At 47.6% G+C, this 24,769-nt stretch carries 22 protein-coding genes; 21 read left to right on the top strand and 1 reads right to left on the bottom strand.

Going from position 1 to position 24,769, the window contains the following annotated elements; translation table 11 throughout:
- Positions 1–43 precede the first annotated feature (43 nt).
- From melA to BK127_RS01810, 18 genes are all read left to right on the top strand, one after another.
- Positions 44–1,513: an alpha-glucosidase/alpha-galactosidase gene (gene melA, locus BK127_RS01895; protein ID WP_083688976.1), complete on the top strand. Its 1,470-nt coding sequence runs from the start codon at positions 44–46 to the stop codon at positions 1,511–1,513.
- Positions 1,514–1,767: 254 nt separating this feature from the next.
- The gene (locus BK127_RS01890) at positions 1,768–2,994 is read left to right on the top strand and encodes a hypothetical protein (protein ID WP_256711136.1); all 1,227 of its coding nucleotides are present in this window, start codon (positions 1,768–1,770) and stop codon (positions 2,992–2,994) included.
- 26 nt (positions 2,995–3,020) lie between these two features.
- Positions 3,021–3,938: a hypothetical protein gene (locus BK127_RS01885; RefSeq protein ID WP_144026337.1), complete on the top strand. Its 918-nt coding sequence runs from the start codon at positions 3,021–3,023 to the stop codon at positions 3,936–3,938.
- Positions 3,935–5,857 (top strand): FAD-dependent oxidoreductase, encoded by a 1,923-nt coding sequence (locus BK127_RS01880; protein ID WP_256711135.1) that lies wholly within the window; start codon positions 3,935–3,937, stop codon positions 5,855–5,857. The genes BK127_RS01885 and BK127_RS01880 overlap by 4 nt, the downstream gene beginning before the upstream one ends.
- A gap of 126 nt (positions 5,858–5,983) precedes the next feature.
- A complete protein-coding gene (locus BK127_RS01875; protein ID WP_076227985.1) occupies positions 5,984–7,546 on the top strand; it encodes a response regulator transcription factor in 1,563 nt (520 codons plus the stop codon).
- Positions 7,547–7,550: 4 nt separating this feature from the next.
- Complete coding sequence (locus BK127_RS01870) at positions 7,551–9,290, top strand: cache domain-containing sensor histidine kinase (RefSeq protein WP_076227982.1); 1,740 nt, start codon at positions 7,551–7,553, stop codon at positions 9,288–9,290.
- 211 nt (positions 9,291–9,501) lie between these two features.
- Complete coding sequence (locus BK127_RS01865) at positions 9,502–10,410, top strand: ABC transporter permease (RefSeq protein WP_076227980.1); 909 nt, start codon at positions 9,502–9,504, stop codon at positions 10,408–10,410.
- Complete coding sequence (locus tag BK127_RS01860) at positions 10,404–11,264, top strand: carbohydrate ABC transporter permease (RefSeq protein ID WP_372237338.1); 861 nt, start codon at positions 10,404–10,406, stop codon at positions 11,262–11,264. Before BK127_RS01865 ends, BK127_RS01860 begins: the two co-directional genes overlap by 7 nt.
- 25 nt (positions 11,265–11,289) lie before the next feature.
- Positions 11,290–12,813: an extracellular solute-binding protein gene (locus BK127_RS01855; protein WP_076227978.1), complete on the top strand. Its 1,524-nt coding sequence runs from the start codon at positions 11,290–11,292 to the stop codon at positions 12,811–12,813.
- Between the two features lie 178 nt (positions 12,814–12,991).
- On the top strand, positions 12,992–13,510 hold the full coding sequence (locus BK127_RS01850) for a hypothetical protein (protein WP_076227976.1): 519 nt from the start codon (positions 12,992–12,994) through the stop codon (positions 13,508–13,510).
- Between the two features lie 51 nt (positions 13,511–13,561).
- The gene (locus tag BK127_RS01845) at positions 13,562–14,035 is read left to right on the top strand and encodes a hypothetical protein (protein ID WP_076227974.1); all 474 of its coding nucleotides are present in this window, start codon (positions 13,562–13,564) and stop codon (positions 14,033–14,035) included.
- 28 nt (positions 14,036–14,063) lie between these two features.
- Positions 14,064–14,432, top strand: coding sequence for a hypothetical protein (locus tag BK127_RS01840; protein ID WP_076227972.1), 369 nt, complete (start codon positions 14,064–14,066; stop codon positions 14,430–14,432).
- A gap of 257 nt (positions 14,433–14,689) precedes the next feature.
- Complete coding sequence (locus BK127_RS01835; protein WP_076227969.1) at positions 14,690–15,640, top strand: ABC transporter permease; 951 nt, start codon at positions 14,690–14,692, stop codon at positions 15,638–15,640.
- Between the two features lie 43 nt (positions 15,641–15,683).
- Positions 15,684–16,553, top strand: a complete 870-nt coding sequence (locus BK127_RS01830) for a carbohydrate ABC transporter permease (RefSeq protein ID WP_076227967.1) — start codon at positions 15,684–15,686, stop codon at positions 16,551–16,553.
- Positions 16,554–16,672: 119 nt separating this feature from the next.
- Positions 16,673–18,250 (top strand): extracellular solute-binding protein, encoded by a 1,578-nt coding sequence (locus tag BK127_RS01825; RefSeq protein WP_076227965.1) that lies wholly within the window; start codon positions 16,673–16,675, stop codon positions 18,248–18,250.
- Between the two features lie 95 nt (positions 18,251–18,345).
- Positions 18,346–19,296 carry a carbohydrate kinase family protein gene (locus tag BK127_RS01820; RefSeq protein WP_076227963.1) on the top strand — a complete coding sequence of 317 codons (951 nt, stop codon included), beginning with the start codon at positions 18,346–18,348 and terminating at the stop codon, positions 19,294–19,296.
- Positions 19,297–19,417: 121 nt separating this feature from the next.
- Positions 19,418–19,885: a DUF3450 domain-containing protein gene (locus BK127_RS01815; RefSeq protein WP_076227961.1), complete on the top strand. Its 468-nt coding sequence runs from the start codon at positions 19,418–19,420 to the stop codon at positions 19,883–19,885.
- 25 nt (positions 19,886–19,910) lie between these two features.
- Positions 19,911–20,609 (top strand): AIM24 family protein, encoded by a 699-nt coding sequence (locus tag BK127_RS01810; RefSeq protein ID WP_076227959.1) that lies wholly within the window; start codon positions 19,911–19,913, stop codon positions 20,607–20,609.
- Positions 20,610–20,636: 27 nt separating this feature from the next.
- On the opposite strand, the gene BK127_RS01805 is transcribed toward BK127_RS01810, so the two are convergent.
- Positions 20,637–20,843 (bottom strand): hypothetical protein, encoded by a 207-nt coding sequence (locus BK127_RS01805; protein WP_076227957.1) that lies wholly within the window; start codon positions 20,841–20,843, stop codon positions 20,637–20,639.
- Positions 20,844–21,057: 214 nt separating this feature from the next.
- Between BK127_RS01805 and BK127_RS01800 the strand changes: the two genes are divergently transcribed.
- The 3 genes from BK127_RS01800 to BK127_RS01790 are packed head-to-tail and all read left to right on the top strand — an operon-like array spanning position 21,058 to position 24,606.
- The gene (locus BK127_RS01800) at positions 21,058–22,821 is read left to right on the top strand and encodes a sialidase family protein (RefSeq protein ID WP_076227955.1); all 1,764 of its coding nucleotides are present in this window, start codon (positions 21,058–21,060) and stop codon (positions 22,819–22,821) included.
- Between the two features lie 29 nt (positions 22,822–22,850).
- Entirely contained in the window at positions 22,851–23,759 is a 909-nt protein-coding gene (locus BK127_RS01795) for a sugar phosphate isomerase/epimerase family protein (RefSeq protein WP_076227953.1), read from the top strand.
- 40 nt (positions 23,760–23,799) lie between these two features.
- Complete coding sequence (locus BK127_RS01790) at positions 23,800–24,606, top strand: M55 family metallopeptidase (RefSeq protein WP_076227951.1); 807 nt, start codon at positions 23,800–23,802, stop codon at positions 24,604–24,606.
- Positions 24,607–24,769 lie beyond the last annotated feature (163 nt).

The following is a 24,769-nucleotide window of genomic DNA, read 5'->3' as shown; positions in this document are numbered from 1 at the left end:
GAAGCAATTTATTAGATTCATGAGGAATCAGGAGGATGTAACCATGTTGAAGGTAGCAATGATTGGTGCCGGAAGTGTTGGCTTTACACGTAGATTAATGATGGATATTTTATCTGTAGAGAAGTTCAGGGACACCGAGTTTCGGCTGATGGATATTAACGCAGACAATCTGCGGATGGTCTCAGACCTGTGCCGTAACTTAATTGGAAAGAACAGCCTCGCTGCAACGATTGTGGAAACGACGAATCAAAGGGAAGCCATAGCCGGTGCAGATTACGTCATTTGTATGGCTCGTGTCGGTGGTTTGGAAGCGTTCCATCATGATGTAGAGATTCCACTCAAATATGGCGTCGATCAATGTGTCGGTGATACGCTTGGACCGGGCGGTGTGTTCTTTGCCCTACGGACGATACCGGTGCTGCTCGGGATTGCCAAGGATATGCGTGAAACCGCGCCAAATGCGCTGCTGCTGAACTACTCGAATCCGATGGCGATGAACACATGGGCGCTGCGGCGTGCAGGCGGCATTAACGTTGTTGGCTTGTGTCATGGTGTGCAGGGTGGTCATAAGCAAATCGCCAGAGCGCTTGGACTGCCGCGTGAGGAGGTTGATTTTATATGTGCGGGCATCAACCATCAAACCTGGTACATTCAGGTTACGCATGAAGGAAGAGATATGACGCCTTATTTGCTGGAGGCATTTGAGAAGCATCCCGAGCTGTCCGAGCGTGAGCCTTGTCGGATTGATGTACTGAAGCGCTTCGGTTATTATTCAACGGAATCCAATGGACATCTAAGCGAATATTTGCCATGGTACCGCAAGAACAAGGAAGAGATCGACAAATGGATTTATAAAGGCGAATGGATCGGCGGCAGAACTGCAGGTTATTTAAACCACTGTATTTCCAAGCGTGACGAATATCTTGAGATGTATCCCAAATGGATGAGCGGTGAAGCTGAATATATCAAGCTTGGGGAGCGTTCCGACGAGCATGGCTCCTATATTATCGAGGCACTGGAAACAGGCAATACCTACCGCGGCCATTTCAATATTGAGAACAGAGGATTTATCACCAACCTGCCCGATGGTTCTACAATTGAAATTCCTTGTTATGTAGATCGCAATGGCATTAACGTTGCCTGGGTAGGTGATCTGCCCTTGCAGTGTGCGGCAACGTGCCGTACGAGCATTAGTGTTCAGGAGATGGCAGTCGAAGCCGCGCTTACCGGAAACCGTGAGCTGGTCAAGCTGGCCATTTTGCATGATCCTCTAACTGCTGCACAATGTACGACACAGCAGGTATGGGATATGTGCGATGAGATGTTTGACGCGCTGGCTCCATGGCTGCCGCAATTTAACGGTGATGGCGCGACCTGGCCGGATATTCCGCAGCCGGAATCGTTCTACAAGATCAGCAAGTCTGCTGACGGCTGGCTGCCGCCTGCTCTGCGTGGTGAGCAGGTAATTGTGAATACGGAAGAGCGTTTGTCTGTCGGATATAAGGATTCTTAAGGAAATTGCTATCAATAATTCGGGTAGAAAGCCTTCTCTGGAATAGAAGTGTTCGTTCATGAACGCTCATCCAGAGAGGTTTTTTTGCTTTTTATGAACTCTGCAGGCTTTGAGTTTAATTGCGCTGTCTTTGTTCTGGTAGCGTTATATTTTTGGCGGCATTGGTATATGATTTGACGGATTGTATGCATAGTTCATGGCAGGGGAGCTTGTTAAAATAGAAATAGCTGTTGAGACAAAGGAGGCTTGCTTCATTGATTAATCTAGATGCTCATTATCCGTCCTATACACAATTTAATCCAGAGGTTCCAGTCTGGTGCGTGACACCCCATGAAGGAAGGGTCATCCATCGTTTTTTTGATACTTCGCCTTTCAGCCCATCGGGCCGGTATATGGCGCTTTTCCGCATGCCATTTGAGAATCGGTATCCGGTACCCGGAGAACGGGGGCAGATTGTATGGGTGGATCTTCAGGAAGGAACCGAAGCCGTGATTGCCGAAACCTGCGGTTGGGAAAGCCAGATTGGCGCTAATGTGCAATGGGGAACGAGCGACACGGAAATTTACTATAACGATGTGGATACGACCACCTGGAAGCCGATCGGGGTCAGACTCAATCCGTTTACCGGTAACAAGCACATCTTTGAGCAGGGGCTGTTCGTCATTTCTCCGGATGGGAAAAGCGCAGCGACCACCTGCCCGCTTCGTGCGCGCCGAACGCAGGACGGTTATGGCGTTATTGTTCCTGACGACTGCTTGCCTAAGAACAACGGGCTGCCATACGATGACGGTATATATATCACGGATATTGAAAGCGGGCAAAGAAAGCAGCTGATATCGATTGGGAGCATGCTGGAATCGCTTGGGTCGCAAGTAAATCTCGACACCTACCGTACAGGTGAAAGCTACGGCTTTCAATGCAGGTACAATCCGCAGGGTACCCGATTGATGATGATTCTCAGATGGCTTAAGCCCGGTGGCGGTGAAATCAAACAAGCGATTACCGTCAAAAGCGATGGAAGCGACGTGCGGCTTGCCGTATCCCCTGAGGAATATTCGAAGGGTGGCCATCATATTAACTGGCATCCCGATGGCGAGCATTTGACGATGAATCTGAATATCGACGGTGATGGGATTCGATTCGTCCAATTCCGATACGATGGCACGGGATTGCATAAGCTGGTAGACAATCCGGGCTCCGGGCATCCTACCGTCCATTCGAACGGAACGCATCTGCTGACCGATGCCTATTTAAAGGACACACCTGCCTATGGCGATGGAACCGTTCCGCTTCGCTGGGTAGATTTGCGTAATGGCCATGAGACGGCAATCGTCCGCATCCATACGCAGCAGGCTTATGACAACACGCTTAGAGTGGACCCGCACCCCGCATGGGATTCTGGATTCAAATGGATCGCCTTTAACGGGTTCGCAGACGGAACACGCAGAGTGTATGTAGCCGATGTATCCTCCCTGTTATAAATAATCTTTCGGAAAGGCAGATGAAGATGGTGAATCAACATGAATATATACCTACTCTGATCATAGGTGCCTCTATGCTGGGGCTTGGAGTGGCATTCAGCAAAGGGAAAGACGCGGTTACACTTGAATACAGCAGCGCAGTCGGCAATGAATTTATTCGCAGCTTTAAATTGGCCGATCAGCCTTATCAGGCAACTTCCTCCAAGGGTTTGGATATTGGACAGGAGTGCCTGGCGAGAAATGCAATGTCTGCAGACGGAAAGCTGCATTTGCCTGGGCTGATGCATGTTCTTGTCAATCAATTAAGTGAAGCCAAGCTTGATGTTCGGCTGTTAACCTCCGTAGTGGAAGTCAATAAACACAAGGATCAATTTGAAGTGCTGGTATATGATGCCTCTGGGCTCAGAACGATCATTACGGATCAATTAATTGATACGACCCCTTATTGCGTCACCAGGCCCGGGCAGTGGGGTCCGGCTTCCAAGAGCCTGAATATGATGATTCACGGCTGGTCTCAGTCTGCACAGCTATCGGAGACAGCGCACAGCCCGGAGCTGAAGTTGGAGCCCGCCGGGAATTCGAAGACAGCATACAGCCCGAATCGGCAGCCGGAGTCAAGTCCACTCTTGCAGCCAAACGATGCCGCCGCCGGTTATGCGATTAAATATGGACGGTTCGTACCAGAGGCTATTCTTGAATATCCGCTTGACATAGAGGACAACTGGGCAATAGCCCGAAATAAGCTGTTTACATTTTGGCTGAATCGTCCTGAAGCTTTACGCACATGTTCATTTGTCACACACGCCGATGAATTCAATATGAAATACGACCAACCACACCATCATCTGGAACCGGGCTGGGACTGGTTCCCGTCTGCTTTTTACGACAATCCGTTAGAAGCTTTCGATCATGGTTACCAGCATCGATTGGGGGTTCAGCAATGATGAAGCTATGGGAGAAAAAGTCGGGCCGTATAGGCTCCAGTGAGATCCATACGCAGTTCGGGGAGCATTATGATGTAATTGTCGTAGGTCTTGGTACTGCTGGCTCCTTTGCAGCTATGCAGGCTGCACGCAAGGGGTTAAGGGTGCTGGCTATTGAACGTTTGAATGGCATGGGTGGTACAGGTACGCTGGGTGGGGTGGCAGGGTATTATTACGGTACGCGGGGCGGCATTTATGAGCAAATCGACGAGCAGGTCACGAAGTATCAGAAGCAGGATGATTTCCTGCCGTTTAAAGGGATGCATTCGGAGCTGAAAAGCTGGGTGCTGGATACAGAAGTAGCAAGTGCCGGTGCGGAAGTTCATTATCTATCCTATGTAATCGGCGTATATATGCAGGATAGAACGGTTACGGGACTACGCTGGGTATCTCCGGCCGGGATTCACCAGTCTTCTGCCCGGATCGTTATCGATTGCTCCGGAAATGCCGAAGTATGTGAGATGGCCGGTTGTGCCTTCCAATTGGGCAGGTCTATCGATGGCCAGCCGCAGCCATTCTCGAACGTGGTATTCAAACTATATGAGAACCAACGTGTGGGCAATTTTTATACGGATTCCGGTTATATCGATATTACGAATCCGGAGGATGTCACCAGAACGATCCTCGAATCCAACAGGCTGCCTACACATTTAAAGGAGCAGTATACCGAACAATCCATGCTGCTAAAAACGAATCAGCTGCTGGGAGTCCGTGAGACGAGAACTATTGTCGGGGAGGCTCAGGTCACCCTCAAGGACTACCTTGATGACCGACTGACGACAGAGCCGGCTTTCTATGCATATTCGAATTTGGATAACCACGGCAAAGACATTGCCTTCGAAAGTGATACCCAACAGCAATGGCTCGTTGCCGCTAGCTTATGGGGATTGAATTTCAGCGTCCCCATTCCGGCGGGCACGTTGATTCCCAAGGGCTACGACGGACTTTTGGCTGCCGGTCGAAGTTTATCGGTGGATCATGATATCGCGGCTTGTGTACGCCAGAAGCGCGATATGCAGAAGAGCGGGGAGACAGCGGCAAATCTAGCGTATTTAGCGATTTCCGATACCGCACGTTTAAGCGAAATTCCCTATAAGAAGCTTCTAGCTCTGCAATTGGAAACGGGCTACCTGAGCCTTGACAGCAGCCTTGAGCTGCGTGATACAACCCCACAGGATCATACCAGTCAGGCGTCGAACAGCCCATTGAAGTGGCTGACGGATATCGAAGCGATCCGAACGGCATTAAGTACAGACAAGCCGGGAATTGCCATATGGTCCGTGAGGCGTCTGGGAGCTGCATACGATTCATTGCTCCCCTCGTTAATCGAGTGGATTCAGACGGGGCAGGAAGAGCTTTTACGTAAAAATAGCGCTATTGCTCTTGGCATGCTCGGTCATGCGGCCTCCCTGCCTATATTAAGAGAAATGGTAGTTAATCGCGACCTCTATGTACCGAGGTCGAGTAGGAAATATAACCAGCCCCATGTGTTTACTGCGATCTATCTGCTTGGTACAATGAAGGATCAGGAAGTTATGCCGGAGCTTCTCACGATCCTGGATGATGCCTCTTTTATCGATACAACAACCGTGGATAATAAAAATCTGGAATTTATTTTTGATACAGACGAGCTGTATTTTCAATTTTTCAGTTTTTCCTTTATAGCCGCGCTGCGCATTGCAGATGCTTATGAAGTCTGGAAAATCCCGGTCACGAGCACGATAGAGAGACGTCTGAAGGATCCGCATATGAAGCTATCGGTCACGTTAAAGAACAGCTCGCAGGATGTAACGGCAACCGTCAGAAAAGAGATGAAAGGGAAAATCGAACAGATTTTCAAGGAGCATATCAAGCAATGGGATTCGGTCAGTTCGAACTGAAGCCCGGGATCAAGAGGCGGAGCCAATCCGCCTTTTTCTCGTTAGGACATGGTATACTGGTTTTTAGCCGTTCATGAGAACGCTATCAATTACTGTAAGCCGTACAGATTAAGGGGGATCATGGGCATGAATGACAAAAGGCTGCGGATCATTATTGTGGACGACGAGGTCCCCATCAGGCAAAGGCTGCAATTGTTTGACTGGTCTGCTTGTGGAGCGGAAATTGTAGGTGAAGCCGAGAATGGCGAGGAAGCTCTGGATTTATGTGCCAGCTTGCTGCCGGACCTGGTGTTTACGGATATCAAGATGCCCGTGATGACAGGTCTTGATTTATTAAAGCAAATTTCACAGGAATATCCGGAGATTCCTGTTGTGCTGATAACGAGCTTCGACGACTTTAATTACGTCCATCAGGCATTAAGGATGGGTGCCGTTGACTATTTAATGAAGGTGACCCTGCGGCAGGAGGAGCTGGCGCAAACGATTCAGAAAGCGAGAGACTGGCTTCAAAGCCGCTATTCGCAAAAAGAATACGAACGGGCCGAGGAACGGAAGCATAAATCACAGCTGTTTCGCCGTATGCTGGGACAGCCGCAGCTGCGGGAACAATCGCAGCAGGATATGTTGCAGAACCTGCTGCTGCCTGAGAAGCTGCCGGAGCTTCCCTTCCGCTTTATACGCATACTAGCTCAAGTCAAACGTGAGGACGAAATGATCGTGGACCAGCAGCTTCAGGAGCTGCTGATCCTGCAGCAGAAGCAAAGCAGATTGGCAGACATGAAGTATTGGTATTGGTTCTCGATTAATTTAGGTGATTATCTGGTTTGGTTTCCGCAGACCCATCCTCTTGAGGAGCTTACGGTTACCGCAAACGGGATTATTGATCATATTCGTCATTCCCTGGCAGCGAGCATGCCGTATTTGGTTCACGATGCTACCGTGTATGCGATTATCAGCAGCGAAGTAACCAGCTATGACGAATACCGCAATGTGTTTCGTGAAACTTTTTTTTGGATCGATTATTGTTTTTTTAATGAAGGCAATTCTGTATGCGTCGGTAAACCGGTGCCGATGCAGGTAATGGACGGCAAGCTGGAGTTTGAGCTGCGTACGAGCTTTCGCCGCAGCCTGACAGATTTATCGAGCTTTAACGAATATGTGAGGACCGATTTTAAAGCATGGATGCTAAAGCATCGGGTCCATCCGGCAGGTATCCGCATGTTTCTCAAATCCGAGCTTCAGGAATGGGACTCAGGCTCAAAAGATATCGTTCATGACCGTACCCAGCTTGTTCAGCGTATCGATCAGTCTGCCACGCTGGATGAGTTGATCTCCAATATGATTTACTGGATGGAGGATAAACGCGGGGATTTTGTAAGAAAGGAGATACGCAGAGCCAAGGAGATTATTCAGGAGCGGCTTGGTGAGCCTGTTACCTTGTCGGCTGTTGCCGGGGAGGTAGAGCTTAGCGGCGACTATTTTGGCAGGCTGTTTCACGAAGAGCTGGGGATGACATTCAAGGAATATTTAACCCGCTGCCGGATCGAGAAAGCCATCGAGCTGCTGCAAACGACAAACCTGAAGGTGTATACGGTATCCGAGATGGTAGGTTTTCCGAGCTATCGCTATTTTGCTCCATTATTTCGCAAGTTCACCGGTCTCTCACCATCTGATTATAAGCGGGGGTAACATCATGTTAAGACGCATGCATCGTATGAGGCTGGCAACCAAACATTTTATTTTTTTGTTCCTTGGCGGTCTGCTTGTATTCGGTATTCTGGCCTGGAGTACGCTGGTGCAATCGGAGCAGTTGTTTCGCGCCCAAACCATCCGGGACTCGGAGATCATTATAAACCGGACAAATGATTATTTGAATGCTTACCTGGAAAATGTGCAGCATGTTATTTTGCAGCTGGTATCCCGGTCTGATATCTTCGACAGCTACGACCCGATGTATACCGAGAAAGCCCTGCAGGAGTATGCCGATACCAATAACTCTATTATAAGCACCATACTGTTCGTTAAGGATGACGGGACGATCTTAAGCAATACCCAGCTTTATTATGACATCCTTGGCTCAGGCGAGCTTCCCGATGTATTTGAGCTGGCGAAAGGGAACTATGGTGGCATTAATTGGAGTGAGCCCTACTGGTCGTCGCTATCCCAGTATACCGTTGCTTTTGTTCGTCCTGTGGGCGGGTCGCAAAAAGGGATTGTCGTGATCGAAATCAATCTGAAGGAATTTTCTTCGCGATTGGCGACTTTAAGCGGCGGCGAGTTTCAGACCTTTATGATAATGTCTGCAGGCGGTCGCCTGGTTGCAGGCAATGCATACAGCAAATTGCTGCCATATCCGTCATACCCTCCCGAGCTACCAGCGGCTTTGAATGAACAGCTGTTTGAGCTCCCCACAGGGACCAGTGAGATGGAGACCGGGAATAACCACCTGATCGCCGTGAAATCGAATATGAACCGGTTGGGATGGAGCCTGATCTCAGTATTTGACAAGGGATATTTTTATGGGAATATCGGTGAATTGTATGCCACGTATGGCAGAGCTGCGCTGCTTCTGGTCATTATTCTGCTTGCAGGCGCATTGATGATCAGCAGAACCTTTTCACAGCCGATTATTACCTTGGCCAAAAAAATGGACCGGGTGCAGGATATCGACGTTCCCTCTTACCTGAGTGTGTCGCGGGGCGATGAGATTGGTGATCTGGCAAGAAGCTATAATTCCCTTATGTCGAGGATCAGTATGCTCAGCAAAGATATTGTGGAGATGGAAGTGAAAAAAAGAAGCTATGAAATCCGAATGCTGCAGAATCAAATCGGACCGCATTTTCTATACAACACTCTTGCCTGCATCGCCAGTCTGGCTTATCAGAATAAAAACGATCAGGTGCAGGAAACGATTCATTCCCTGGTCGGTTTGTTAAGTATTTCAATGGGCAAAGAGTCCTCACTCACGACGCTTGCCGAGGAGATCCAAGGAATCGAAATGTTCACGCAAATCCAGAATGTGAGATATGGAAACCGCTTTACTTTGAAATTGGAAATTGATCCGGCTGTGCTCAAGGTTCTGATGCCTCGATTAACCCTGCAGCCGCTTGTTGAAAATGCAATCTTTCACGGCATTGTACCCACACGTCAGCACGGCATGATTACAATCCGTGCATTTCGCAATAAGAAGGGTGTGCGTATTTACATAAGAAATAACGGAATCGGGATCAGCAAGCCATTTTTTCAAAAGCTGCTGGAGGGTCAGCCCCACGATGACGACATGAACAGGAAGGACGGACTTGGCGTGTACAATGTCAACCATCGGTTGTTTTTATACTTTGGCAGGCCGTATGGGCTGAAGGCTAACGGTGTGCATACAGGCACGATAGTATGTGTGCGCATTCCTTATACAACAGAGCGGAGCCAGGTGTAGACCTTTGCTTCGTTTTTTTGTTTTGGTACAAATTTTCCGGTCTTTTCCGGTGCAGCCGTCTGTTCTCGCGGAAATAGTGGAGTAAATCACGGTAATGATGTATAGAGTTGAATCCTGCTACTTGATAAACTGAAGTAGTCATCGATGATCACGATACTAACGAAGCGAAGCAACTTTTTCCACGAAAACGATAAGGAGGACCCAGAACTTAATGCTGCTCTCTAGACGCAATTGGGCCAAGTATTTTGCCTATTACACCATGCTGCTGCCCGGAATTATTTATTACATCGTTTACAAATACTTTCCGATGTACGGATTGATTATCGCATTTAAAAACTTCAGTATTGTGGACGGGATTATGGCCAGTCCCTGGAACGATCCCTGGTATGGCCACTTTCAGGAGTTCTATCAATCGCCTTATTTTTGGCAGCTGCTGGAGAACACCTTTTTGCTGAGTGTGTACAAAATGATAGCAGGTATCGTACCGCATATTGTACTGGCAATTTTTTTATTCGAATGTAAGGTTGTCTGGTTTCGCAATGTGGTCCAGACGCTGAGCTATATGCCTCACTTTTTGTCGTGGGTTATTATTTACGGGATTTTGATTGCTTTCTTATCGCCCAGCTCCGGCCTGGTCAACAGCTGGATTGTAGGCTCGGGCCTGCAGCCGATTGCGTTTATGTCGTCGACAGAATGGTTCCGGAGCGTACTGGTCGGCTCGGATCTATGGAAGGATCTGGGTTGGGGGGCAATCATTTATCTGGCTTCGATGGCAGGCATTAATCCTGCGCTGTACGAAGCCGCCAAGGTGGATGGGGCTAATAAGTTTCGAATGATTTGGCATATTACGCTGCCGGGCATCCGCAACGTCATTGTGATGATGGTCATTCTGAAGCTGGGTCATATCCTCGATGCCGGCTTCGAGCAAATCTATTTATTGTACAATATCAGCGTATATGAGGTGTCGGATATATTGGATACCTGGGTATTCCGAACAGGGCTGGAGCAGTTGAATTTCAGTCTCGCCGCTGCAGTCGGATTGTTCAAATCGATGATTGGGCTGGTGCTGGTTCTATTATCCAATCAATTGGCGAAGAAGTGGGGGGAGGGCATTTGGTAAACAGGACATCCGACCGATTATTTAATGCTCTCATGTATGTCACTCTGCTGCTGGTTTCAATCGCCGCTATTTTTCCGATGCTTTATGTGGTATCCGTATCCATTACACCTTATACCGAGCTGCTGCGCAATGGCGGATTTATCGTAATCCCGAGATCCGTAACGTTTGCGGCTTATAGAGAGCTGTTCCATCAGCCTTATATTCTTAGCGCTTTCAATATTACGGTGTTTATTACTGTGGTCGGGACGGCGATCAATCTCATTCTAACTACGCTGATGGCTTTTCCGTTAAGCCGCAAAGATCTGCCCGGCCGCAATATCGTTCTGATGATGGTCGTGCTGACCCTTCTATTCAGTGGGGGGATCATTCCTACCTATCTGATTGTCAAAGACACCGGGCTGCTGGATTCCGTCTGGTCGATGATCATACCCAACGCCATATGGAGCTTTAATGTGCTGATTATGAAAAGCTTTTTTGAAAACCTGCCGGAAGAAATTATGGAATCTGCGCGAATGGACGGTTCGTCCGAATACGGTCTTCTTATCAAAATCGTCGTTCCGCTGTCGGTACCTGTGATGTTTACACTTGGATTGTTTTATCTGGTGGGACACTGGAACGAATTTTATCATGCAATTATGTATGTGACCAAGCCGGATATCCAACCTTTGCAGGTGGTGATCCGCAATATGCTGATGCAGGCGCACAGTCAGGTTGAAAGCGTCGATGAGACGATCCCGACGATGACCCTGCAGATGGCAGCAGTTGTGTATGCCTCATTGCCGATTATTGTTTTTTATCCGTTTATTCAAAAGCACTTTTCCAAAGGAATCATTATCGGGGCGATCAAGGGATAAATATAAACAGAAAGAGGGAGTTCGAATGAATCGGAAATGGATGATTATGGTGTCCGTGCTCGTAACAGGGGGGATGTTGGCAGGCTGCTCCGGAGGAGCACCCACAGGCGGAACAAGCACAGCGAAGGAGCCGGCGGCAGGTGCAGATAAAACACCGGCAAAGGCAATCAAAATTGAAGTGGCGCGTCCGGGAGGCAATCTGCCAAAGCCTGAGGAAGACCCATTGAAACAGGCAATTGATAAAAAGCTGAACGTCGATTTCAATATGGTGATGATTGGCGGGAGCGACTACAAGAACCAGATCAATGTTCGTTTGGCTGCCGGTAATTATCCCGACGTTTTTGAGCTGGAGCCGGGTGAAATTAAAAGCTTTGCCGACAAGGGTCTGCTGCTCGATTTGACACCCTATGTGCCTAAGCTTAAGCCTGTGCTTGATTTTCAAGGAAAAGAGGATTTCGAGAGAGGTTTTATTGGCGGCAAGCAGTATGCGATCGGACGGGATGCCAATCTTCCGTTTAATACGTTCCTGATTCGCAAGGATTGGCTGGATAAGCTCGGCTTGAAGGCGCCAGGGACACTTGAAGAGTTCAAAGCAGTAGCAAAGGCGTTCACGGAGCAGGACCCGGATGGAAACGGCAAGAAAGATACCATCGGCCTGACGGGATTCGAGCTGGACACGTTTGCCCCGCTGTTCGGATCGTTCGGAGTTGGTAGCCCCGGCAACCATTATTTGAAAAACGACAAGCTGACGGATGCGATGTTCGATCCTCTGATGAAGGATGCGCTTACCTACATTAAAGATCTCATGGATTCCGGCGGCGTAGATATGGAATATATAACGAACAAGAACGGGCTTGCCATCGAGAAAGCCTATCAAGGCAAAGCCGGTATTATTTATACAGGCTGGCAGAGCTTTCTTAGAAAAGATAGCGAGGTGAAGTGGAAGGGTGTGAATCCGAATGCACAGTGGGTTCAGTTGGCTTCCCCAAAAGGTCCGGGAGGACAATTTGATGCTTCCTACGATTACGGCAAGGCTCCACAATATTTTGTGATTTCCAAGGCTGTTGAGAAAGATCCGGCGAAGCTGCAAAAAATATTAGATGTTTTTAACTACATGGCAAGCCCGGAAGGCTTGAATCTGGTTTCCTACGGGATTGAAGGCAGACATTACAAGCTGAACGGCGGCAAGGTTGAACCGACAGAGCTGATGGATACGGAAGGAGGTTACTTTTCCATTTACCAAATGGCCGGACGTAAGGAGCTGGAGTACTTGTCAACACGGTTTCCTTATGTAGAAAAAGAGCTCAAGTTTACGAATGAGCAGCCTCGAATCAAGATTTTGAACAGCTACATTTATAATTATCCGGCGGGCTTCAACAAAAACGATATGGATCGGTTTACGAAGGACGAAATCATTAAGTTCATTCATGGAAAACGTCCTTTGACGGAGTACGACCAATTCCTGGGGACCTTGAATTCAACCTTTAAAAATGATGCTTATCTGGAGCATGCTGCCAAGTTGTTGAAGGAGAAGGGGATTTTGAAATAGTTTAATTATTACACACTTGCAAGGGCTGTAGGGGGATTAAACCTCATGCAGCCTTTTGTTTGTTATAGGTGTCGAATTGTGTTCTCGAATCGTGCATTAGGCATAGACAAACGTCCTATATTATGGATAATAGGTAATGAGCCCCATTAGGGCTGAATAGGGGGCTGGATGGAAGTCAATGAGTGTGAAGCGATTCTTGGGCGGTAGCGCCTTGGTCATCTTTGGAATCATAGAAATATTTGTTTACAGGAATACGTATGAGTATAATATGGCCACTTCCCCTAAGGTGACGATTCTGGCTTTTTTTCTCGTGGTAGTGGCTCCTTTGTACTCGGGGATTATGATACTCACCGATTTCAAACTTTTTGCCTATATCAAATCCAAGACTGACTTTTATCATTCAAATAGGAAACCTTCCAAGAAAGATCCATCTGCTGTCCGGAGGGAATTGGAAAAAAATCTGCTGAAGCTGGCCTATACAAATAAGGGTGTTCTTACGGTTGTTGATGTTAGTTTACATACGGATTTGACTTTGGAGGCAGCTCAGGAAGCGTTGGAATATATGGTTAAACATAGCCATGCGAATATTAAAATTGCACAGAACGGAACGGTGCTGTATCACTTCAGGGGCATATTGACCGATCAGGAAAAGAAAGCTGACAAAACGCTGGATGAATTGCTGGAAGACAAGCATTAAGCGATCCAGGTTGTTATCCAAACTGTCAGCAAAATGAGTGGGGGCTATACAATGTCAGTTCAACCATTAAAGGCGGCAACCGTAGAGGTTATATCTTCGGAAACGATGGTAAATCTTGCATTGATCAGTGGGTTAATACTGAATTTGTTGCTGGTCATAGCTATAATTTATTTGATATCCAAGACAGCCAAGTTAAAAAAAAGCAATGGATACATCCAAGAGCCTACTGCAAGACCAAGCACGAAAAAGCTTGCCGAACAACCGGTAGGACAAGTGATCGAAAAAAAGATTCTGGCTCTGGCAGCTGCCCGCGGGGGCACGTTAAGCGTTGTTGAAACCGCCTACCATACAAAGCTCTCTTTAGAATTATCCGAAAGAGCATTGGAGTCTTTTACATCTAGAGGATTTGCTGAAATCAAAGAGAATAAAGGTGCACGAATTTACCATTTCCAAGGTATTCTTACTGAATACGAGAAGGTAACAGCCAAATCTCTCGATGATTTATTGGATGATAGATTTAGTTAATGGGTATATAAGAGAAAGGAGCCTACACATGTCTGTATTGTATTTGTCCAGCACTATACATTCGGCTGGGGATGAAATTGCTGTATCAATATTCACCTTTCTATTCAGGATAGCTATAATGTGCGTGCCTCTTGGTGTTATATCTGTCTTTTTGTATGAAAGGTTTAGAAAAGTTAAATCGAAACAAAAAACTTTGGGAGCTGCTTTGGCGACTCAGCTGTTAGAGCTGGCTCACGCAAAGGGAGGCACACTGACGATTCCCGAGGTATCCATGAATACGGATCTTTCTCTGGAGGAATCCGAGCAGGTGCTCGATTCATTGGTTAAGCGTAACTTTGTTAATCTGCGTGTTTCCAAAAGCGGCGCTGTACTTTATGATTTCCCAAGAATTGCATAATCTTCGAGTAGTTCTAATAACCCGGAGCAGCTAGCATCCCTTTGATGGGACTAAGCGGCTTCGGTTTTTTTATGGCCTCAACCCTTCGCAATAACATACCCCTGTTAAATATTAACTCAACCCTATCCTTTAATTCTTTTCTATTCGGTAAGATAAATGAAGAGCGGAATGATGCTTACGAAGTCAGTTTTCTGGCGAAAACTAAGCAAATGCTTACGAAGTCAGTTTTGCTTCGCAAAACTTTTAGGAGGGAATCCATGTCCAAACAGCAGGCGGCCTTGCCCTGGCAGAGGCAATCAGCCGCAAAACACACGAAGTGGCACAGAATCAAAGCATACAAATGGCTGTATGTACTGCTGCTGCCGTCGATTGCTTATTTTTTTCTGTTCAGTATTGTGCCCTACTACGGGTTGACAATCGCTTTCAAAAACTTCTCGCCGTTTGTCGGAATTGCTGATAGCCCTTGGGTGGGGCTGAGGCATTTTGAACGGTTGATGGAGAACCCGGATTTTTATCGGCTACTGAGAAACACGCTGTTGATCAGCCTGTACAAGCTCGGTTTTGGCTTTCCGGTTCCGATCCTGTTTGCTTTGTTATTAAATGAGGTGCGTTCGGTTGTATTCAAACGCTCGGTACAGACGATTACGTACTTTCCGCATTTTTTATCCTGGGTGGTATTCGGTGGGATTGTCGTTACCTTTTTGACACCATCGGGGGTCATTAATGCCATGTTGAAGGCTTTCGGCATGGCTCCGGTCAATTTTTTGGTGGATCAGCAGTTTTTTAGGCCGATTTTGGTCGTTACCGGTATTTTAAAGGATTTTGGCTGGAGTGCGATTATTTACCTGGCGGCACTGGCGGGTGTCAATCCCGAGCTGTACCATTCGGCCAAGGTCGATGGAGCGGGCAAGTTCCAGCAGATGCTGCATGTCACGCTGCCCGGCATACTGCCGACGATATCGCTGATGCTGATTATTAATTTAAGCCATTTGCTGGATGCCGGCTTTGAGCAAATCTTCGTGCTGATGAATCCGACCGTATACGAGGTAGGCGATATTATCGATACGTATGTGTATCGGATGGGTCTGGAAAAAGGCCAGTTCAGTGTTGCAACAGCAGTCGGTTTATTTAAGGGTGTCATTGGCTTTGTTCTAATTGTAAGCGCAAATTGGCTGCTGCGGAGATTCGATCAACGTTCGATCTGGTAACAATAAGACACTACAAGAAGACTTAATAAAAAGGAGGTTTCCCATGGTCAAAAGTGAGCGCAATGTACTCACGGACGTTTTGATTCATGCTGTACTTGTTCTGTTCTGTATCGTCACACTGCTGCCGGTAGTGCATGTGTTCTCGGTTTCATTCAGTGACCCCATAGCTATTCATCAATCGAGCATTATGCTGTATCCGAAAGACATTACGCTCAGCGCGTATCAATATATTTTTTCAACGCCGGCGCTGGTCAGAGCGTTCCTGATAACGGTTACGATTACGGTAGTAGGGACGTTTTTGAATCTGGTATTTACGATTACCGCGGCATTTGCCCTTTCCAAACGGAATTTGCCGGGGTTGAAGATCTTTATGATTCTGATTATTGTTGTCATGAATTTTAATGCCGGGATTATCCCGGGTTATCTCAATATCAAAAACCTGGGGCTGCTGAACAGCATATGGGCGATGATCATTCCGGGTCTTGTCAGTGCGTTCAATCTGATCCTGATGCGTAATTTTTTTATGGATTTACCTGAGGAGATCGAAGAATCCTCCAAGATGGATGGCTGCAATGAGTTCACTTTCATTTGGAAAATATTAATCCCTCTGTCGCTCCCAGCGATCGCTACGATTGGCTTATTTTATGGAGTTGCGCATTGGAATGAGTTTTTTAAAGGCGTCTTTTATATTACGGATTCACGTAAATGGCCCTTGCAGGTACTGTTGAAGGTCATTGTGTTCGACGGCAACTTTACGAATTTGGCTGGAGCGGATACGGAGCAAATGAAGGTCGAGCCTGCCAATGTGCAAGCGGCCGCGATTATTTTTGCTACCTTGCCGATCGTGCTGGTGTATCCATTTTTACAAAGGCATTTTGTGAAAGGTATCGTGATGGGTGCTGTGAAAGGCTGAAACTTAACAGAGCAGGGTGAAACATTAAAGCAGTCTTATTATCAAAAACCATTTAGGAAGCTACCATTAATCGTGTAATCGTCAGTAAACGCAAGCAAATGAAAAGGGAGGTCCTACCATTGATTCGTAAATCATTACCTGTAATTATGACCGGAGTGGTCGCATCCTCATTACTGTACGGCTGTACGGCACAAGAAACGAAGGCCCCTGCTGGCTCAGCGGCTAATACACCTGCCGGGTCACCGACTGCTGCACCAGCAAGTACAGCACCAGCCAAAATTTCAGTTATCAAGCCCTTGTATCCGGGACACATTTATTACCCCGATTCCGAGCTGGAGAAGCTGGTTGAGAAGGGAGCCAATGTCGAGGTTACTTATGAGACTCCACCGAGCATGGAGTACAAGACCGCGATTAACGTCAAGCTCGCTGGAGGGGATATCCCGGATATCGTCAACACGTTTTCTCCAGGTGATACCGAGCACAATGCGCTGATCGCTCAGGGTGCGTTCAGATCCCTCGATGATTTACTGCCCAAATTTCCGAAGCTGAAGGCATCCTTCAGCGATTCCATATGGAACATGCTCAAAAATCCCGCAGATGGCAAAATCTATGGAGTACCTTGGCTGCGGGACCGTGGGGGTACAGGGATTGTCATCCGTAAAGATTGGCTGGACAAATTGGGCTTGAAGGAACCCAAAACTTTAACAGAGCTTGTAGACGTACTTAAAGCGTTCCGCGATAAGGATCCTGACGGCAATGGCAAGCAGGACACGATTCCACTCGCATTTAAAGACAATCAGCTGTTGAACGTGTATGCGCTGCTGCCGTTGTTCGGTGTCAATCCAGGCTGGTCTCCTGATCCGAAGGATAACAATAAATTAGTCAATGGCATTACCCAGCCGGGCGTGCTGGATACATTGAAGTTTATTCGAGATTTAAGACAGGAGGGGCTGCTGGATCAGGATTTTCTGGTCGGCAAAACGATCGGCTTTGACAAATTTAAATCCGGGCAGGTGGGTGTGCTCTTAACAGGTCTCGGTGACTATAGGCAGCTTGCTGTGCTGCCCAACATGAAAGCGGAAATACTTGATCCAATCGAGCATAACGGAAAGAAATGGGGGCTGGCGATGCCGGCCATACCGATTTCACGAACGAACCAAATCTCAGCCAAGTCCAAAAACCCGGAGGCGGCACTGCGTTACCTTGAGTACCAGATTACAGATGGTTTTGACTATATTCAATATGGGGCTGAGGGTAAAACCTATAGTATCGTCAATGGCATTAAAACTCCTTTTGCAGATGACAAGAAGGATAAGCAGTACAATACCAATGTAGGCTTGGAGCTGCTGCAGCCGGAATGGCTGTTCGTCGATACCGAAAAATACACGAAATTTGTTTCCAAGGATATTGCCCAGTACATCATCAAGAAGCTAGATGAATACGAGAAAAACAGTGTATATGACTATCTTCGTCCGAATGTGGATTTCCCTTACCGTACGGAAACCTCCGTGCAGCAGACGCAAATTCTTACCGAGGGCTACAGTAAAGTTTTATTGGATACCGCTGTGGACGCGAACAAAACCTTCGAGGATACTATAGCCAAATGGAAAGCGGCTGGTGGCGATAAGGTTACTGAAGAAGTCAACAAGCTGCAAAAGGATAAGTCCGCACCAAGCTATACCTTTAAAAAGAAGTAGGTCGATTTGTCAAACTTTAAAGAATTCATAGCCACTTTTACAAAATCATAATATAATAGACTCCTAAGCCAATCACAGCTGTTAAGGAGCTGCATATGAAAAATTTTGTAACCGTCATAGGTACCGTATTCGTGGATTGTAAAGGTTTTGCCAAACAAAATTATATTCCGCAAGGAAGAAACTTGGGTAATATCGAGTTTGTGCATGGTGGCGTAGGCCGCAATGTAGCCGAGAATCTTGCGAATCTGGAGTTAAATACAGCATTTGTATCCACTATGGATCATTCCGGATTAGGTCTCGAAATTAAACAACGTCTTCAGGATGTTCAAGTGAATACCGACTTTTTGAAGCCGGCGAATCAAGGTATGGGCATGTGGCTCGCTGTGCTGGATGAGAACGGGGATTTGGCCGGATCTATTTCGCAGATGCCTGATCTGAAAGCGCTAGAAAGCGTATTTGCCGAATCCATACAGGAAATTGTGGAACGCTCATCCCATATCGCTTTGGAGCTTGACCTGAATGAACAGATTAGCAGCTCAGTCATTTCGATGGCTGTACAACAAAACAAGCCTGTTTATGGAATTCCTGGAAACTTGGATGTTGTACTTAAAAACAGAGGTTTGCTCAAGCAGCTGGAATGCTTTATCTGCAATGAAGTGGAAGCTGAGCGGCTTTTTGATAAGAGTATAGGTACGACGAACCCGGACGAAATGCTGCAGGAATTGGTTCCTTTTGTAGATGCTGTTGGACTGCGCTCGATGGTTATCACTTTGGGGGAGCATGGCTCCGTGTATTATGACTCCGTTACCAAGGAGCAAGGTCATCAGCCAGTTTTCCCGGTTAAGGTTGTCGATTCCAGCGGTGCTGGAGATGCTTTCTTTTCCGGAACTATTATGGGATTAGTGCGGGGCATGAGTCTCAAGGAATCGGTCGTGTGCGGTACCAAGGTTGCGGGCTGGACAATAGAATCGCAAGAAAACAACTGCCCCGATTTAAAAGTTAGAACGGGTAAAGACGAATATTTCCAGAGACTGCTTGTAAAATAAGCAGTCTTTTTTTTGTTCATCGCAATCTAGCATCCATCAACGGACATAGTCTACCATTTGCATCCCGCAAAATATGAAGTAAAATGAAGATAGATGTCGATCTGGTGGAGGTGGAGAAGCGATGAAGAGAAATGTGGGAAGGGTGCTGCTCGCTGCAGCTGTGATCATGATGCTCGTACAACCGCTATCTGCTGTACATGCCGGATTTTTTGATCGGGTGAAGGATATTTACAAGCTGCCGGAGCAGGTGGAGATCATTGAGAAAGAATACGAATCCACGAAGCAGCAGCTTCAGGAGCAAGTCAAAAAGTTCGACGAACAGAAGGATAAACTGACTGAAACGATAGCACGCTCGAAAGAAATGGAAGAGAGGCTGCTGGCCCAGAACAAACAGCTGCTAGAGCAAAATGAAGCTTTGCAAAGAGCTATTCAGTCAGCGGAACAGGACAAGCTGGACAAGGAAGCGCGCAACCGTAAGCTGTTCTGGATGGGAGCGACAGCTGTAGCTTTGATCGCAGGTTATTTTGTATCCGGTCGGTTAATACGTGTAGCGGTCTGGAAGCGGCAAAAGCGCAGCTTACGTAAATAGAAAATGGTAATTTGTAGGAGGTACAATGGACATTTCTTTTGAGCAGGCTGAACAAAGGACCCGGCTAGCAGTGCTTACGATGGATAAGGGAGAAGCCGTCCATGTGATGCATCCCAATCAAATTGTTGCTTTTCAAGGCCAGCCTTCCTTGCGTGAGGATTCCTTTATGAAGCTGTCCAATATGTACCGCAAAAAAAGATTCATTCAATCGCGGATCAGTGGTCCGTCACGTTGTATGCTGGGTCTGCCCGAGGGCTATAGCCTGGGAATGGTTGCTATTAAAGAGGATGACGATCTGCTGTTTGAATTCAAGCATGTGTTGTTTTATATGGAGGGGATGACCTTTCGCACACATATTCAAACCATTCGTAATGCGATCATGACACGTGATTTGGTGAAAATGAGGTTTCAAGGACCGGGAAACCTGGGATTGCTAACGTCAGGACCGCTTTATCAGGTGGAGCTTCACCCGGATAACCCGTTGTTTGTCGATGTGAACTGTCTGGTTGCCTACCCACAGCATATTGAGCTTAAGCCCTGTGTATATGGAAATACGTTAGCAAGCCAGCATATGAATTATCATTGGGAGCTAAAGGGCACCGGTTCCGTACTGCTGCAGCCCTGCAAGCCTGACGAGCAGCTGGATGACCATATGCAAGGTGACAGCCTGATTCGTCGGGTACTTAGAGAAGTGATTCCGTTCGGAGGGATCTTTATCAAATGAAATAAGCCACCGAAGTGGCTTCAAAGCTTAAACAAAACCTCGTACAGTCGCATGGGGTTTTTCTTCTGTCTGGAGAGATACCGTTTTAATTGAAGTGATCGGAATAATATTGATGCTATGGGGAGATTGATACTTCACAAAGCGTTCATCCATCTCAATAAGCGTCCCATTGGCAATACTTCCACCATCAATGAAAAGTATCGTGACCTTTTGATTGAGAAATTCTTTTAACATGGACCTCACATCCTTCCTAGTTCAGTGTACCCTAAAGTCGGAAAGAAGGCAAAGCAGACATTTCACCCAACAAGTTAAATCAGGCAGGTTAAACCTTAAGTTAGACCTATCTTAACCTGGAGCGATATCCGCTATGATATAACGGAACCAATAGTAAAGGTTGTTCAAAGAGCTGTTTTTTGAGCACGCAAAATGACTGAAAAGGGTGGTTGAGATGTCTGCAAATGTTAACAATCCAATGAAAGATGTGCGGAATATTAAATGGGGTCTTGAGATTCCCCGCGAGCATTATTGTGATCAGCCCTATATCGTGATCACGGCAAGCGGAGATTGGGTATGCGTGATGACGACTGGAGCCGGTGTTGAGGGAGAGCGGGGACAGCATGTGGTCTCTGCTATCAGTAAGGACCAGGGTCAGACTTGGTCAGAGCTTACCGATATCGAACCGGCCGATGGTCCCGAGGCTTCCTGGGTCATGCCGCTTATTGTACCGAGTGGACGGATTTACGCGTTCTATACGTATAATAGCAGCAACAGGAGCGAGGTTATTTCGGATAGTGGTTCCCACATATCCCGCGTAGACACATTAGGTGACTTGATGTTTAAATATTCCGATGACGGCGGACGTTCGTGGTCGAAGGATCGGTATCAGGTGCCGATTCGGAATATGCAGATCGACCGTGATAACCCTTATGAGGGCAAGGTGCAGTTTTTCTGGGGAGTAGGCAAGCCGATCATTCATGAGGATTCGGTATATATGGGGTTGGCCAAGGTGGGCAGCTTTGGTGATGGATTTATGGCATCTTCAGAGGGGATTTTTGTGAAAAGCAGCAATATTTTAACGGAGTCGTCTCCCGAACGAATTGAATGGGGAACGCTTCCTGACGGAGATCAGGGAATTAAGGCACCTTTGGGTAAAGTAGCGGATGAGCATAATCTGGTCGGGCTGAGTGATGGCAGCTTGTACTGCACGTATCGTACGGTTGAGGGTCATAATGGTCAGGCCTACAGCCGTGATGGAGGTCATACGTGGACAAGTCCTGATTATGCCGAATATAATCCGGGTGGCCGGAAGATCAAGCATCCGCGAGCTGCTAATTTTGTGCGCAGGTACAGCAATGGCAAGTACACGCTCTGGTTTCACAATCATGGTACGGACAATCGGGCAACCCCGTCGCTTGCTTATCAGGATCGCAATCCTGTCTGGATGTGCGGTGGAATCGAAAAGGATGGGTACATTCATTGGTCGCAGCCGGAAATCGTGTTATATGATGATGAACCGCGGACACGTATCAGTTATCCCGACTTTATTGAGCAAGAAGGCAAATATTTCATCTCCGAAACGCAAAAAACGATTGCACGTATCCATGAAGTCGATGCCGCATTATTAGAGGCAATGTGGAACCAGCATGACAATGACGAGCGGTCCGAGCGGGGCTTGGTTTTCGAGATCGTGAAGCCGGCAACGACAGGAACAGACGCGCTTGTGGAGCTTCCAGAGCTGCCAAACCTTGCAGCCGGAGGTGGATTTGCGCTTGATCTATGGATTTATCACGGAAGCCGTGGAGCAGCAGGAAGCCTGTTGGATACGAGGGGACGGGGTGGCAAAGGAATAGCCGTAGCTATGACTGAGCAGGGAACGATTCGTTTGACGTTGAATGACGGCAGAAGTGAATCTTCTTGGGAGTCCGATGAAGGACTGCTGCAATCCAACGCCTGGCAGCATATTGTGGTGAACGTAGACGGAGGTCCCAAAATCATTACGTTTGTGATCAACGGTGAGCTGGCGGACGGCGGCAAGCAGCGGCAGTTTGGCTGGGGGCGGTTTTCACCACATATTCAGGATATCAACGGAAGTCGTCAGGCTCTGCTAGGAGCGGGTTGGGAGGGTCTGATCGGATCGTTTCGTATCTATGACCGCTATTTGCTGACCTCTGAGGCAGTTGGAAATTACCGTTTCGGCTTGACGTCACAATAATCCAAGGAAGAAAGGAAGGCAGATCCCGCATGAACGAGGAGCCCTGGAAAAAATATATAAAACTTGGTTTAAATCATCATTTGTTGTTTCCGGTAACCTTTGAGTCGGCAGCCGAGCATCGACGCACGATCAGGGAGGTGTTGGCTTATCCCGAGTTCGAGGTCATTGATATGTTCATTCCCGATTCTGATGAAGCCGCCGAAGAAGAAATTCCGTTGGTGTATGCCAGCGGCAAAGAGCCTGTGTATAACTGCCCACTGATGAACGGACCCAGGCTGAACCCGAACAGCCCTGACGGGGCCATCCGGGTGGAGACCGTGGAGGCGGTAATCAAGCATTTGCGAAGAGGGCTAGATATCGGAGCACGCAAGGCCGTTATTGCGAGTGGACCGAATCCGGGAGAAGCGTTAATTGCCGAGCAAACCGCTTATTTCGTCGAATACGTAGCCGCACTGTGTGCGCGTGTTCCCGAGATCGATCTGCTTATTGAGCCGTTTGATCGCTCCATCGGGAAAAATCTGCTGATCGGATCAACTCGTGAAGCGGCTGAGGTTGTAAGACAGGTTCGAGCTCAGGGCTATGGGAACATCGGACTGCTTATCGACATGGGACATATCCCCTTGTTGAATGAAACCTTCGCTCAGGCTGTGAAGGATTCACAATCCTATATCAGGCACGTACATCTCGGCAGCTGTGTGATGAGCAATCCTGCCAATCCGTTATATGGGGACATGCACCCGCCATGGGGCTACGAGGATGGCGAGCATGATGTAGTGGAACTGGTCGAATTTCTAAAAGCCTTATTTGCATCCGGCTATCTGGATGGAGAGGACCGGCCTTCAGTGACTTTTGAAATGAGGCCTTACCCTGGGAAAAGTGAACGGGAAAGCGTGGATATTTTTCTTGCCAAGCTGCGCGAGGCCTGGAAGACGCTTTGATGTGCACCAAGGCTGAATGAACAAGGGGAGGATTAAGCAGATGAAATGGATGATTCGTGTAGATATGGAAGGCTTGACAGGTGTTGTCAATATGAAGCAGGTCGTGCCTGGCGCCGAAGACTATGGGTTTGGCCTGCAAATGCTGAAGCATGATTTGGCAGCTGTACTGGAGGGACTCTTGCAAGCCGAAGAGGATGAGGTATGGTTGTATGACATTCATTTTTACGGTACGAATGTCGATCTGTTCCAACTGGACCCAAGGGTTACCGCAATATGCGGCAAGCCGCATTACGGGCCCGAGAACCTAGCCTATCTGGATGGCAGCTTCGATGGGATGATTCTTCTCGGTCTTCATGCGAAGGCTTCGATGCCGGGGGCGCTGCTCAATCATAACTATGAGCATGATATCATCAGAATGAGCGTAAATGGTGTTGTTGTAGGCGAGATCGGACTGGAAGCATTAATGGCAGGCGAGGCAGGCGTGTCTCTCGTTATGGTTACGGCGGATTCAGAGGGTGTGAAGGAAACGGAGGCACTGCTGCCAGGAACGATTACGGTTAGTGTCAAGCAGTCGCTAGGCGACACCGCTGCCGCCTGCTATCCACCTTCGCGGACAGCAGCTCTGCTGAAAGCTGGTGCGCTGGAATGCGCCACGGCAGCGAAGAGGCTGACACCCTATACAATCGCCGGACCGATTGAGCTGGATATGCAGTTCAAGCCGGGAGCTTTACTGGATAAGCTTAGAGTCAGATTGGCTGCTGCTTTCATCGAAGCAGACCGAATGGTTCTCACCGGTGACACCGTACTTCAGGCCTGGAATCAATATTTGATTGCCAAATCCGACTGATGGCTTCGGCAGTTTAAGTAACCCCCCTCAAAAATATATGCAGCCGTGTATTGTTTGTACCTGAGCCTTGGTACAATGACATACACGGCTGTATGAGGTTATCAAGCCGTTCACTGAAAGATCGATTTTTGAACATGATCGTATGTGTATCGATTATAATAGA

The organism is Paenibacillus sp. FSL H7-0331, from assembly GCF_001956045.1.
This window is presented reverse-complemented; position numbering and strand designations above follow the sequence as displayed.